Annotated in this window: 12 protein-coding genes; 7 read left to right on the top strand and 5 right to left on the bottom strand. The window is 71.6% G+C overall.

Going from position 1 to position 12,208, the window contains the following annotated elements:
• Positions 1-12: 12 nt before the first annotated feature.
• Positions 13-1,200: an ABC transporter ATP-binding protein gene (locus tag ACFVX4_RS15380; RefSeq protein WP_389976611.1), complete on the bottom strand. Its 1,188-nt coding sequence runs from the start codon at positions 1,198-1,200 to the stop codon at positions 13-15.
• Positions 1,201-1,329: 129 nt separating this feature from the next.
• Here ACFVX4_RS15380 and ACFVX4_RS15375 point away from each other — a divergent pair, with 129 nt between their 5' ends.
• The 4 genes from ACFVX4_RS15375 to ACFVX4_RS15360 all read left to right on the top strand — a co-directional run bounded on the left by ACFVX4_RS15375 (position 1,330) and on the right by ACFVX4_RS15360 (position 4,922).
• Positions 1,330-2,034 carry an ABC transporter permease gene (locus ACFVX4_RS15375; RefSeq protein ID WP_389976609.1) on the top strand — a complete coding sequence of 235 codons (705 nt, stop codon included), beginning with the start codon at positions 1,330-1,332 and terminating at the stop codon, positions 2,032-2,034.
• A 4-nt stretch (positions 2,035-2,038) separates the two neighbouring features.
• Positions 2,039-2,713, top strand: a complete 675-nt coding sequence (locus ACFVX4_RS15370; RefSeq protein ID WP_389976607.1) for an ABC transporter permease — start codon at positions 2,039-2,041, stop codon at positions 2,711-2,713.
• A gap of 114 nt (positions 2,714-2,827) precedes the next feature.
• The gene (locus ACFVX4_RS15365) at positions 2,828-3,814 is read left to right on the top strand and encodes an ABC transporter substrate-binding protein (RefSeq protein WP_389976604.1); all 987 of its coding nucleotides are present in this window, start codon (positions 2,828-2,830) and stop codon (positions 3,812-3,814) included.
• A 94-nt stretch (positions 3,815-3,908) separates the two neighbouring features.
• Positions 3,909-4,922, top strand: a complete 1,014-nt coding sequence (locus tag ACFVX4_RS15360; protein ID WP_389976601.1) for a hypothetical protein — start codon at positions 3,909-3,911, stop codon at positions 4,920-4,922.
• Positions 4,923-5,045: 123 nt separating this feature from the next.
• On the opposite strand, the gene ACFVX4_RS15355 is transcribed toward ACFVX4_RS15360, so the two are convergent.
• Both ACFVX4_RS15355 and ACFVX4_RS15350 read right to left on the bottom strand, forming a co-directional pair.
• Positions 5,046-6,188, bottom strand: coding sequence for an NADH-quinone oxidoreductase subunit D (locus ACFVX4_RS15355; RefSeq protein WP_389976598.1), 1,143 nt, complete (start codon positions 6,186-6,188; stop codon positions 5,046-5,048).
• 10 nt (positions 6,189-6,198) lie between these two features.
• Positions 6,199-7,242: an SAM-dependent methyltransferase gene (locus ACFVX4_RS15350; protein ID WP_389976595.1), complete on the bottom strand. Its 1,044-nt coding sequence runs from the start codon at positions 7,240-7,242 to the stop codon at positions 6,199-6,201.
• A gap of 96 nt (positions 7,243-7,338) precedes the next feature.
• On the opposite strand from ACFVX4_RS15350, the gene ACFVX4_RS15345 reads away from it, so the two are divergent.
• Complete coding sequence (locus tag ACFVX4_RS15345) at positions 7,339-8,541, top strand: sensor histidine kinase (RefSeq protein WP_389976592.1); 1,203 nt, start codon at positions 7,339-7,341, stop codon at positions 8,539-8,541.
• 68 nt (positions 8,542-8,609) lie between these two features.
• Positions 8,610-9,284 carry a response regulator gene (locus tag ACFVX4_RS15340; RefSeq protein ID WP_389976589.1) on the top strand — a complete coding sequence of 225 codons (675 nt, stop codon included), beginning with the start codon at positions 8,610-8,612 and terminating at the stop codon, positions 9,282-9,284.
• 63 nt (positions 9,285-9,347) lie between these two features.
• On the opposite strand, the gene ACFVX4_RS15335 is transcribed toward ACFVX4_RS15340, so the two are convergent.
• Positions 9,348-10,448, bottom strand: a complete 1,101-nt coding sequence (locus tag ACFVX4_RS15335) for a DUF5937 family protein (protein ID WP_389977033.1) — start codon at positions 10,446-10,448, stop codon at positions 9,348-9,350.
• A 106-nt stretch (positions 10,449-10,554) separates the two neighbouring features.
• On the opposite strand from ACFVX4_RS15335, the gene ACFVX4_RS15330 reads away from it, so the two are divergent.
• Positions 10,555-10,839 (top strand): hypothetical protein, encoded by a 285-nt coding sequence (locus tag ACFVX4_RS15330; protein WP_389976587.1) that lies wholly within the window; start codon positions 10,555-10,557, stop codon positions 10,837-10,839.
• Here ACFVX4_RS15330 and ACFVX4_RS15325 read toward each other — a convergent pair.
• On the bottom strand, positions 10,836-12,026 hold the full coding sequence (locus ACFVX4_RS15325; RefSeq protein ID WP_389976584.1) for a threonine aldolase family protein: 1,191 nt from the start codon (positions 12,024-12,026) through the stop codon (positions 10,836-10,838). The two genes, ACFVX4_RS15330 and ACFVX4_RS15325, sit on opposite strands and share 4 nt — an antisense overlap.
• Positions 12,027-12,208: the final 182 nt, after the last annotated feature.

The raw sequence follows: 12,208 nt of genomic DNA, 5'->3' as shown, positions 1-12,208 counted from the left end.
GGCGCCCCCGGTTCACCGCGTGGCGGCCTTGGTGACGCTCTCCACGCTCTCGACCGCCACCTCGGCGCGCGGGACGTCCTGGGCGTCCGCGTCGATCGAGCGGCGCAGTGCCTCGTGCAGCCGGGCCGGGGTGAGCACGCCCAGGAACCGGCCGGTGCTCTCCGCGTCGATGACGGCGATCCAGCCCGCGTCGTGCTGGAGCATGGTGGCGAACGCCTGCTTGAGCGGGGCGCCGACGGGCAGCCACGCCTCCATCCTGCGGGCGTGCGCGCGCACCGTGCCCCCGGCCCCGGCGGCGGAGCCGTCGGCCGGGATCCAGCCGTGCAGATTGTCCTGGCCGTCCAGTACGACGGCCCAGCGCGCGCCCTCGGCCCGCAGCCGCTCGGTCGCCCGCGCCAGCGAGTCGTCGAGGTGGACGACCGGCGGCTGGTCGAGGTCGCCCTCCTCGATGGGGGTCACGGAGAGCCGCTTGAGGCCGCGGTCGGCGCCGACGAAGTCCGCGACATAGGGGGTGGCGGGGGCGCCGAGCACGGTGGCGGGGGAGTCGAACTGCTCGATGGAGCCCTGCCCGTAGACGGCGATCCGGTCGCCGAGCCGGACCGCTTCCTCGATGTCGTGCGTGACGAACAGGACGGTTTTACGGACCTGTTCCTGAAGTTTCAGGAATTCGTTCTGCAGCCGTTCCCGCACGACCGGGTCGACCGCGCCGAAAGGCTCGTCCATCAGCAGCACCGGCGGGTCCGCGGCCAGTGCCCGGGCCACACCGACGCGTTGGCGCTGACCGCCGGAGAGCTGTTCCGGATACCGGTCGCCATAAACGGAAGGATCAAGTCCGACAAGGTCGAGGAGTTCGGCCGCGCGTTCCCGGCCCTTTCCCCGTTTCCAGCCCAGGAGATGCGGGACGGTCGCGGTGTTCTCCAGGATCGTACGGTGCGGGAAGAGCCCCACCTGCTGGATCACATAACCGATACGGCGGCGCAGCCGGACGGGGTCGATGGCGGATATGTCGTCCCCGTCGACGAATATCCGGCCCTCGGTCGGTTCGATCAGCCGGTTCACCATCTTCATCGTGGTCGTCTTGCCACACCCCGACGGTCCGACGAGCGTGACCAGTTCACCCTCGGCGACCTCGAAGGAAAGGTCGTCGACGGCGGTGGTGCCGTCCGCGTACCGCTTGGTGACGTGCTCGAAACGGATCATGGTTCCCCATTGTGGCGCGTGTTCTGTGAAGGACATGTTGCTGAAATACAACGGCTCCGGCGATTGTCAGTGGTCGAGGATAGGCTCGCCAGACATACGTACGAAGCGGTGACCGGGAGGTGGGGAAGGATGGCCGCGGGACAGAACTGCCTGGTGACGAACGACTGGATCTGCGGGGAGTATCTCCGTTCCCGCAGCCAGGAGTTGACCGATGCGACGGTCCAGCACATCTGGATCACCGCGGTCTCGGTGGCGATCGGACTCCTGGTGGCCTTTCCGCTGGCGCTGTTCGCGCGCCGCAGCCGCCGTTTCGCCGGACCGGTGCTCGGACTGACGACGGTCCTCTACACCGTGCCCTCGCTCGCCATGTTCTCGCTGCTGCTGCCACTGTTCGGGCTTTCCGCCGCGCTGGTGGTCACCGGCCTGGTGCTGTATTCGCTGACCATTCTCGTGCGGAACATCCTGGCGGGCCTCGAAGCCGTTCCCCAGGAGGCGAAGGAAGCCGCGAAGGGAATGGGCTACGGGCCGGTCCGGCTGCTGTGGGAGGTCGAACTGCCGCTGGCCATGCCCGCGTTGATGGCGGGGGTGCGGATCGCCACGGTCTCGACGATCGCGCTGACGACGGTCGGGTCGATCATCGGCAGAGGCGGCCTCGGCAATCTCATAGGGGACGCGCTCCCCAGCTTCTTCAAGGCCCAGGTGCTCACCGCCTCGGTCCTGTGCGTACTGCTCGCGGTCGTCGCGGATCTGCTGCTGCTCGGTGTGCAGCGGCTGCTGACCCCCTGGACCCGAATACGTGCCGCGGACGCGGGCACCGTGGCAAAGGCGGTCTGATCCCATGGGAGTTCTCGGCGAGGCCTGGACCTGGCTCACCACCGGCGCCAACTGGTCGGGGGAGAGCGGGGCGGCCCACCGGCTCGGTGAGCATCTGTACGTCAGCGGCGTCGCGCTCGCCCTGGCGTGCGCGACAGCGCTGCCGGTCGCGCTGTACCTCGGGCACATCGGGAAGGGCGGCACGCTGGCCGTCAACCTCTCCAACGTGGGGCGGGCGATCCCGGTCTTCGCGGTGCTGGCCCTCTTCATGGTCTCGCCGCTGCGCAACGCCGGATATGTGCCGACGGTCATCGCGCTGGTGCTGTTCGCCGTGCCGCCGCTGCTGACCAACGCCTACGTCGGGATGACGGAGGTCGACCGGTCGGTGACGGAGGCGGCACGCGGCATGGGGATGTCCGGGTGGCAGCTCTTCGTCCGGGTCGAGCTCCCGCTGGCCTACCCGATGATCATGACCGGGCTGCGCTCCGCCGCGGTCCAGGTGGTCGCCACGGCCACGATCGCCGCGATGGTCGGCCAGGGCGGTCTCGGCCGGATCATCACCGCCGGGTTCAACACGTACAACACCCCGCAGGTGGTCGCCGGGGCGGTGCTGGTCGCCGTGCTCGCGCTGCTGGTGGAGGCGGTGCTGGTGGGCTTGGACCGGCTGCTGTCACCGCTGCGCCGCCGCCGGACGGCATGACGGCGGCGTGACAGCCACATGAAACCCGATCCGCCATCCCCGGACCCCGATCTCGTACAGACCCTGTTGCTGTGGACTCATACGGCCCCTCGTGGCCGTGGACGGAGAACGACAATGAGCAAGACCTCGCGCATAGCCGGCGCGGTCATCGGCATGGTGGCGCTGGCCGGCTCGCTGGCCGCCTGCGGCGGCGACAGCCTGGAGAAGGACAAGGCGGGCCCGGCATCCTCCGGCGGCGCCGCGGGCTCCGGCAAGAAGGGTTCGCTGGTCGTCGGCGCGGCCTCCTTCACCGAGTCCAAGGTGCTCGCGGAGCTGTACGCGCAGATCCTGGGCGACGCCGGATACAGCACCTCGGTCACCACGGTGGCGAACCGGGAACTGTACGAGCCGTCCCTGGAGAAGGGCGAGATCGATGTCGTCCCCGAATACGCCGCGACGATCGCCGAATTCCTCAATGCCAAGGTGAACGGTTCGAAGAAGGCCGAGAAGGCGCCGGTAGCCTCCGGTGACACGGCGGCCACGGTCGCCGCGCTGGAGAAGCTCGCCACCCCGCGCGGACTGAAGGTGCTCCCGGCCGGTGCGGCCGTGGACCAGAACGCCTTCGCGGTGACCAAGGAATTCGCCGCGAAGAACAAGCTCAAGACCCTTTCGGACCTCGGCAGGTCGAAGGCCGAAGTGAAGATCGCGGCGGGTGACGAGTGCGAGGTGCGGCCGTTCTGCGCACCGGGTCTGAAGAAGACGTACGGCATCAATGTCACCGGTATAGACCCCAAGGGAGTCGGTACGCCGCAGTCCAAGCAGGCAGTCAAGGACGGCAAGGACCAGTTGGTCCTCACCACCACCACGGACGCGGTGCTGGACAGCTACGACCTGGTGTTCCTGGAGGACGACAAGAAGCTCCAGAACGCCGACAACGTACTGCCGGTCCTCAATGCCAAGGACGCCGGTTCCCAGGACATTGCCGACGCACTCGGCAAGCTCACCAAGGCGCTCACCACCGAGGATCTCGCGGAACTGAACCGCAAGGTCGACGCCGAGCGCGCAAAGCCCGCCGATGTCGCCAAGGACTATCTGCGGTCCAAGGGCCTCGTCGAGAAGTAGGAATCGGGGGGAATGGGGGCCGTCAGGTAACCGGCAGGGAACAGATTGACGGGCGGCCCCCCAAGTGCCCCGTACACACGGTAAATTTCAGGCCATGCCACGTGGACGTCATCGCCATTCGCCACCTCTGCACAGAATCCTTCCGCCGTCGGCAGTCGTCGGAGTCTCGGTCCTCTGTGCCGGAGGCGCCTGGCTGCTCGCCGAGCCCCTGGTCCTGCGCGGTCTGGTGGCCGCCTCGGCGGCGGCCGCCGTGACCGGCGCGTATCTGATGCGCAGCTGGGACCAGGAAGCCGGCCGCCGGGTCGCGGAGCTGACGCGGGCCCGCGCCGGTGACGAGTGGCGGGCCGAGGAGCGGCTCGCCGAGCTGGAGGCCGACCTGGAGGAGTCGCGGGAGCTGCGCGCCCGGCTGGAGACGAAGCTGCGCCGCAAGCGCGTGGAGCTCGCCAACCTGCGCGGGGAGCACGCCGCACTGCTGCGCCGGTACGCCAACGCCGAGACCGAGCGGGCCAGCGCGCTGGAGGGCCGCAGGCAGCTCGCCATCGAGGCCGCCGCCGCCGCGCCCCGGGAGCTGCCCGCCGCGCGCAGCACCCCGACGCCGGCCGCCTATCTGCGGGCCGCCCAGGCGCTGGAGGACCTCTCGCGCAACGGGGCGCTCCAGGAGGCGCGCCGTACCGCCGAGCAGGCCAGGAAGCGTGATCTCGCGGAGCGCTCCCGGCAGGCGGAGGAGCGGCAGGGCAGGCACGCCGCGGACGAGGACCGGACCGGCGCGCAGCACCTGCGCCCGCCGGCCGCCCTGCCCGCGCCCCGGCCGTCCGCCGCGCTGCCCCCGGCGCGCACCGCCCCGGCCACCGCCGTCGCCCCGTACGCGGCTTCCCGCCGCCACCTGGTGCCGCAGGGCAGCTTCGACTTCTTCGGTACGCAGAAGGCCCGCGCCGCGATCGAGTCCGTGCAGGACGAGGACCTCGCCGACGTGGTGGGCGAGGAGGCGCTGGCCGCGCACCGTACGGGCACGGCCGGGAACCGGTTCGTCGGCGAGGTCATCGACCTGACCGCGCACGACGAGACCGAGCAGCTGGACGTGGCGGAGCTGCGCAGCGCGATCTCGTAGAGCGGCGCGATCTCCGCAGAAGCAGAAGCAGAAGCAGAAGCAGGAGCAGGAGCAGGAGCAGGAGCAGAAGCAGAAGCAGCGGCCGCCGTCCCGGGCCCCGGGACGGCGGCCGCTACGTGTCGATCACTTGTCGATGTCGCCGACGACGAAGAAGAGCGAGCCCAGGATCGCCACCATGTCGGCGACCAGCGTGCCCGGCAGCAGCTCGGTGAGCGCCTGGATGTTGTTGTACGAGGCGGAGCGGAGCTTCAGCCGGTACGGGGTCTTCTCGCCCTTGGACACCAGGTAGTAGCCGTTGATGCCGAGCGGGTTCTCGGTCCAGGCGTAGGTGTGGCCCTCGGGGGCCTTCAGCACCTTGGGCAGCCGCTGGTTGATCGGTCCGGGCGCCAGGGCGGCCATCCGGTCCAGGCAGGCGTCCGCGAGGTCCAGGGCGTTGCGCGTCTGCTCCAGCAGGCACTCGAAGCGGGCCAGACAGTCGCCCTCGGTGCGGGTGACCACCTTCAGGGTGTCCTGGAGCTCCCCGTACGCGAGATACGGCTCGTCGCGCCGCAGATCGAAATCGACGCCCGAGGCGCGGGCGATCGGCCCGGACACCCCGTACGCGTGCACGGTCCCGGCGGAGAGCACGCCCACGTCGCGGGTGCGGCCCCGGAAGATCTCGTTGCCGAGCACCAGGTCGTCGTAGACGTCCATCCGGGACCGGACCGAGGCGACCGCGTCCCGGGCCCGGCCGAGCCACCCGGCCGGGAGGTCCTCCTTGAGGCCGCCGACGCGGTTGAACATGTAGTGCATCCGGCCGCCGGAGACCTCCTCCATCACGGCCTGGAGCTCCTCGCGCTCGCGGAAGGCGTAGAACACCGGGGTGATCCCGCCGAGTTCGAGCGGGTACGAACCGAGGAACATCAGATGGTTCAGGACCCGGTTCAGCTCGGCGAGCAGGGTGCGGGTCCAGACCGCGCGCTCCGGCACCTCCATGCCGAGCATGCGCTCCACGGCCATCACGACGCCCAGCTCGTTGGAGAACGCCGACAGCCAGTCGTGGCGGTTGGCGAGCATCACGATCTGCCGGTAGTCGCGGGCCTCGAACAGCTTCTCCGCGCCGCGGTGCATGTAGCCGATGACCGGCTCGGCGTGCTGGATGCGCTCGCCGTCCAGGACGATGCGCAGACGGAGCACGCCGTGGGTGGAGGGGTGCTGGGGGCCGATGTTGAGCACCATGTCGGTGCTCTCCGCCGCGCCGCCGATGCCGACTGTCGTCTCCGTCATGCGGCCAGTATTACGTGAACGCGTGAGGGCCCGGTCCCGGGCCCCGGCCCGGGTCCGCCGACGGGGCGGCTTCCCGGCCCCCGCGCTGCATCAGCCAGCCGAAGTCGCCGAGGCCGCCCCGGGCCGTCAGCTCCGCGGCCTCGCCCGCCGAGGCGAGCGCCCGTACGTAGCCGGCCGGGTCGGACGACGCCAGGGCCAGGGGCGGGCGTCCGCCGCTGACGCCGAGGCGGTGCAGCGCCTCGCGCTGGCTCAGCAGTTCGGGCGGCGTCCCGGCCCCGGCCCCGGCCGCCGCGCAGGCGTCCAGTGCCACGTGCGAGGTGAGGTCGCAGCTGCCGTCCGGCACCGGCCGGACCTCGCGGCCGGCCCGGAAGCCGGTCAGGGTGCCGAACGGGGGCCGCGCCTCCCGCGCATGGGCGTAGTCCACAGCCACGGCGAGCCCCCCGGCCAGGGTGGCCACCGCCCGTGCCCAGGCCTCGTCGCGGGGGCGGCCGATCTCCGCGCGGCCGCCCGGTCCGGCCGACGGCCACCAGCGGCGCAGCCACTCGGCGTCCGCCCCGGCCACCGGCTCGCCCAGCCGTTCCGTACCGTCCTCGGTCCGGACGAGGACGTACCGGTCGACGCCGTCCGCGTCGGTCTCGGCGACCTCGGTCGGGACGTTGTCCAGCCACTCGTTGGCGAAGAGCAGGCCGTACGTCCGCGGCGGCGGTTCGGCGCACCACTCGATCCGGGGATCCAGTCCGGGCGGACGGTCGGCGAGCTCCACGGCGTACGCCCGTACGGCGAGGCCGTCGGCGCCCGCGGCCGGGAGCGCCGCGAGCACCCCCGTCAGCAGCTCGCCCCGCCCGGCGCCCAGGTCCACCAGGTCGACCGATCCGGTGCCCAGTTCCCGTGCTGTCGCGACCAGCAGCCGGGCGACGGCGGAGGCGAAGAGCGGGGAGGCATGGACGGAGGTACGGAAGTGGCCCGCCGGCCCTTCGGGGCTCCGGTAGAACCCCCCGTCCCCGTACAAAGCGGTCGCTGCCGCCTCCTGCCACCCACGCCACTCATCCGTCACGTATCCAAGTCTCCACCTTGGGGAGTACGGTCCCAGAAACCGGATCGGCCCTTCGGCTGACCCGTGCGCCCCTTGCCTGTCCCTACGCTGGGTTACGTGCAGCGCCTCTACGACTTCCTCCGCAGACACCCGACGGGCGTCGACAGCTTCTGGGCCGTCGTCCTCCTCGGGCTCTCCGGCCTGTCCATTGTGGGTGTGGGGAGAAGCACGGGGGAGCGCGTCGCTGCCGTTCCGGTCATTCTCGGGCTCTGCGCCGTTGTCGCGTTGCGCAGGCGCGCGCCGGAGAAGATGCTGCTGCTCGCCATCGCGATGGGGGTGGTGCAGCTGGTCACCGGGGTGGGCCCCGGTGTCATGAACTTCGCGATGCTGATGATCGTCTTCACCGTGGCCACCGTCGGGGAGCGCTGGGCGTCCCGGCTCGCGCTGGTCTGCAGCCTGTGCGCGGCGGGTCTGTCCAAGCTGCGCTGGCCGGGCGAGGGGCCGCGGACCGGCTGGGCCGAGGAGATCTTCATCGTCGTCGTGCTGACCGTGCCGTTCGTGCTCGCCTGGGTGCTCGGCGACTCGATGCGGACCAGGCGCGCCTACTTCAGCCAGCTGGAGGAGCGCGCCGCCCGGCTGGAGCGGGAGCGCGAGGCGCAGTCGAAGGTCGCGGTGGCGGCCGAGCGGGCCCGTATCGCCCGTGAACTCCACGATGTCGTCGCGCACAACGTGTCGGTGATGGTGGTGCAGGCCGACGGTGCGGCGTACGTCATGGACGCGGCCCCCGACCAGGCCAAGCAGGCCCTGGAGACCATCTCCAGCACCGGCAGGCAGGCGCTCGCGGAGATGCGGCGGCTGCTCGGGGTGCTGCGGACGGGCGATGCCCAGGAGAGCGGGGAGTACGTCCCGCAGCCCGATGTGGACCAGATCGAGGATCTGATCGAACAGGTCAGACAGACCGGCCTGGCCGTCGACTTCAAGATCGAGGGAACCCCCCGCCCGCTGCCCAGCGGCGTCGAGCTGACCGCGTACCGCATCGTGCAGGAGGCCCTGACCAACACCCGCAAGCACGGCGGCCCGGACGCGGGGGCCAGCGTGCGTCTGGTCTACTTCGACGACGGGCTCGGACTGCTGGTCGAGGACGACGGGCGGGGCGCGGCGCACGAACTGTACGAGGACGGCGGCGCCGACGGCGCGGGCCACGGGATGATCGGGATGCGCGAGCGGGTCGGCATGGTCGGCGGCACGCTGGACGCCGGGCCGCGGCCCGGCGGCGGCTTCCGGATCAGCGCGCTGCTGCCGCTCAAGCCGGCCCACTAGACGCAGGACCGGGCCCACCTGAGGTTGTACCGGGCCCACCAGACGTAGGACAGGAGACAGGACCCCTCATGGCGATCCGCGTGATGCTCGTCGACGACCAGGTGCTGCTGCGCACCGGCTTCCGGATGGTGCTCGCCGCCCAGCCGGACATGGAGGTCGTGGCCGAGGCCGGCGACGGCGCGGAGGCGATCGAGAACCTTCGTGCCACCGCCGTCGATGTGGTGCTGATGGATGTGCGGATGCCGAGGCTGGACGGTGTCGAGGCCACCCGGCGCATCTGTGCGCAGCCGGACGCGCCGAAGGTGCTCATCCTGACCACGTTCGACCTCGACGAGTACGCCTTCTCCGGGCTGAAGGCCGGGGCCAGCGGCTTCATGCTCAAGGACGTGCCGCCCGCCGAACTGCTGGCCGCGATCCGCTCCGTGCACAGCGGCGACGCCGTCGTCGCCCCGTCCACCACCCGTCGGCTGCTCGACCGGTTCTCCCCGATGCTGCCGAGCGGCACCAGCGAACCGCAGCACAAGGACATCGCCAAGCTCACCGAGCGCGAACGCGAAGTGATGCTGCTGGTCGCGCAGGGCCTGTCGAACGGCGAGATCGCGGCGCGCCTGGTGCTCTCCGAGGCGACCGTGAAGACGCACGTGGGCCGCATCCTCACCAAGTTGAACCTGCGCGACCGGGTGCAGGTCGTGGTCCTCGCGTACGAGACCGGGCTGGTCCGGGCCGGTGGCGGGGCGGTCTGACCTGCGGGCCCGCTGATCCGGGTCGACGCCCCGAGCCGGGGCTCGGCCCGGGGCGCCTTCCGGTCAGCGCAGGATGCCTTCCAGGAAGTCGCTGCCGAGCCGTGCCACCGAGGTCAGGTCCAGCTGGTGCAGCACGTACCGGCCGCGCCGGCGGGTGGTGACCAGGCCCGCCTTCTTCAGTACCGAGAGGTGCCGGGAGACCTCGGGGGCCGTGATGCCGTGCGTATCGGCGAGCTGGCCGGTCGTGTGCGGGGAGCGGGCGAGGTGGCGGCAGAGGCGCATCCGCATCGGGTGGGCCAGCGCCTCCATGCGCAGCTGCAGCAGCTCCACGGAGGAGGGGGAGGGCAGCTCGGGCTGGTGCACCGGGTAGTGGATCACCGGGCGCCAGCCCGGCGCGTGCAGCAGGTTGAGGTGCGGCCAGCCGAAGGTGGACGGGATGAGGGTGAGCCCGGGGCCGACGGCGCTGGTGCGGCCCTCGGTCAGTTTGTCGGCGCTGATCCGGGTCCCGGCCTCGTCGACGGTCAGCGCCGTGGACACCGCGCCCATCGCCTCGCCGATCCCCTTGCGCCGCAGCAGATCGGTCTTGTGCCGGGCGTCGGCGACCAGCTGGACCCGCACCCGGCACCAGGTGTCCGCGAAGAACGCCCGGTCGCAGTCCTCGAACAGGCGCCGCACCCAGGCGCGCACCGGGGCCGGATCGCTCAGCAGCTGCTGGGCGAACTCCACCTGCCGGGGGCCGCGCGCCGCCGCCATGTCCAGGGCGCGGGTACGCATCGTCGGGTCGTTGAGCGGGGAGGGCGCGCCGAGCCCGTACAGGCTGGTGCAGGTGAACTCCAGGGCGGCGGCGACGAACCGTTCGTCGTCCAGCCGGTCGAGGATGTCGAGGTCCTCGGCGAGGTTGGCGCCCGCCCTGCCGTTGCCGCCGCGGATCCCGGCGAACGGCATGAAGATGTCCGAGAACGTGTGGCGCCACAGGAAATCGGCCTCGTGCAGCCGGTCGGCGAGGTCGGGGTCCAGCGCGCTGGAGGTCGCCGTCGCCCAGCCGTGCAGGCCCGGGTGGTGCCCCGGCTCGGAGAGGGCATGCAGGGCCAGCCCCAGCTCGGCGAGGGGGGAGGTCTCGAAGACGATGCGGTCGGGCGCCAGCCCGGCGATGTCGATGTGCACGCTCACCCCCCCATAGTGCGGGGTGCCCGCGAAAGGCATCGCGCCATTTGACGGTGGTCGTCAATCGGCGGGCCGGACGGGCCGGGACCGGCCCACGCTGAGGCCCATGGACGCCATTCAGCAGCACATGATCGACAGCTATCGCGCGGCCCAGCGGGGCGAACTCCCGCCGCCGCTGCCGGGCCGGTACGACTGGGAAGTGGTGCGCGAGGCACGCGACCGGCGCCGTTTCGACGCGGTGATCGCGGGCCGTCCGGCGCGCGGTCGCCGACGGGCGGCGCTGCGGTCCCTGTTCACCCGAAGCCGCGGAGCCGGGTCCGCCCGAAACCGCGGAGCCGACGGTTCCGGTGCTCCCGGCCCTTCCCCGGTCGGCCCGGCAGGCCCCTGCTAGGCCAGCCGCGCCACGAACTCCCGCACCGCGTCCCGTACATCCTCAGCCGTCCATTCCAGCCCTTCGCGCCCCACCGTCACCTCGGTGAACGACAGTCCGGGCGGCCCGGCGGCCGCGGGGTACCACTTACGGAAGAGGGACACGCCCGTCTCCTCCGCCTGCCGCACCCCCGCCTCCGTCAGGACATCCTCCCCGTACGGCAGCCAGACCTGGAACTGATGCGTGTGCGGCGGCTCCGGATGCACCCGGAACCACCCGGTGCCGGCCGCCGAGAAGCCCTCGGCCAGCGCCCCGGCCACCACCTTCGCCTGCGCCACGTACGAAGGCAGCTGCGGCAGCTCCTGATCGAGGCCGATCAGGGCGGCGAGCGCCGCGGGGAACTGCTGGAAGAGCTGCCCGCCGTACCGGTGGCGCCAGGTGCGGGCCTCCTCGATCAGCGACCCGGGACCGACCAGCGCGGCCCCGGAGATTCCGCCGAGGGTCTTGTAGAAGGACACGTACACGCTGTCCGCGAGCGCCGCGATCTCCGGCAGCTCCCGCCCGAAGTGGGGGGCGCACTCCCACAGCCGCGCGCCGTCGATGTGCACCACCGCATCGCGTTCCCGCGCGGCCGCCACCACGGCCTCCAGCTCCTCCCACGTCGGCAGGACGAAACCGGCGTCGCGCAACGGCAGCTCCAGCATCAGCGTGCCGAACGGCTCGTCGAAGTCGCGGATCTCCTGGGCCGTGGGCAGCCGGGGCCCGGACGTCGGATGGACGGTACGCAGCCCGCTCACCGCCCCCAGCGCGCCGCGTTCGTGCACCTCGGGGTGGGCGAGGGGATGCAGCGCCACCGTGGAATTGCCGGTCCGCCCGGCCCAGCACCGCAGCGCGACCTGCTGCGCCATCGTCCCGGTCGGGAAGAACGCGGCGGCCTCCATGCCCAGCAGGCCCGCGATCCGCTCCTCCAGTTCAGCGACGACGCCGTTGCCGTAGATGTCCGCGGGGCGGTCGAGATCGGTGACGGTCCCGGCCCCGGCCGTCAGCGCGGCCAGCCGTTCGCCGAGCGAGAGGTTCATGGGCGGCCTGATCAGGACTCGTTCGGCCGCGTGCCAGGCGTTGATCCTGCGCAGCCGCTGCGCTTCCTCCTGGGATTCCTCCCGCGCTTCCGGCCGCGGCTGCCCGTCCAGGTCTGCTGTGTCTGTCATGGGACGATCATCACGCAGCGCGCAGCTCGGGCCCGCACGGTTTTCCGGTCGCCCGGCTCCCGGGCCGCGCCCCCGCCCGGACTTTACCCACAGGCTGTGGACGGCCAGGAGTCCGGGCGAAACGCTGGCGTAGCATGCAGAGAAATCGTCCGGTACCCCCCGCGGACTGGAACGGAAGGCCC

Origin of the sequence: Streptomyces sp. NPDC058240 (genome assembly GCF_042882135.1) — a bacterium.
Classification (GTDB): domain Bacteria; phylum Actinomycetota; class Actinomycetes; order Streptomycetales; family Streptomycetaceae; genus Streptomyces.
Note: the sequence above shows the minus strand (reverse complement) of the source record. Positions and strands in the feature narration are given on the sequence as shown.

Bases quoted from the DNA above. Each gene is read 5' to 3' on its own strand.
- ACFVX4_RS15380 (WP_389976611.1), bottom strand. From the start codon at position 1,200: ATGATCCGTTTCGAGCACGTCACCAAGCGGTACGCGGACGGCACCACC.
- ACFVX4_RS15330 (WP_389976587.1), top strand. From the start codon at position 10,555: ATGGACGCCATTCAGCAGCACATGATCGACAGCTATCGCGCGGCCCAG.
- ACFVX4_RS15375 (WP_389976609.1), top strand. From the start codon at position 1,330: ATGGCCGCGGGACAGAACTGCCTGGTGACGAACGACTGGATCTGCGGG.
- ACFVX4_RS15340 (WP_389976589.1), top strand. From the start codon at position 8,610: ATGGCGATCCGCGTGATGCTCGTCGACGACCAGGTGCTGCTGCGCACC.
- ACFVX4_RS15370 (WP_389976607.1), top strand. From the start codon at position 2,039: ATGGGAGTTCTCGGCGAGGCCTGGACCTGGCTCACCACCGGCGCCAAC.
- ACFVX4_RS15355 (WP_389976598.1), bottom strand. From the start codon at position 6,188: ATGACGGAGACGACAGTCGGCATCGGCGGCGCGGCGGAGAGCACCGAC.
- ACFVX4_RS15365 (WP_389976604.1), top strand. From the start codon at position 2,828: ATGAGCAAGACCTCGCGCATAGCCGGCGCGGTCATCGGCATGGTGGCG.
- ACFVX4_RS15325 (WP_389976584.1), bottom strand. From the start codon at position 12,026: ATGACAGACACAGCAGACCTGGACGGGCAGCCGCGGCCGGAAGCGCGG.
- ACFVX4_RS15360 (WP_389976601.1), top strand. From the start codon at position 3,909: ATGCCACGTGGACGTCATCGCCATTCGCCACCTCTGCACAGAATCCTT.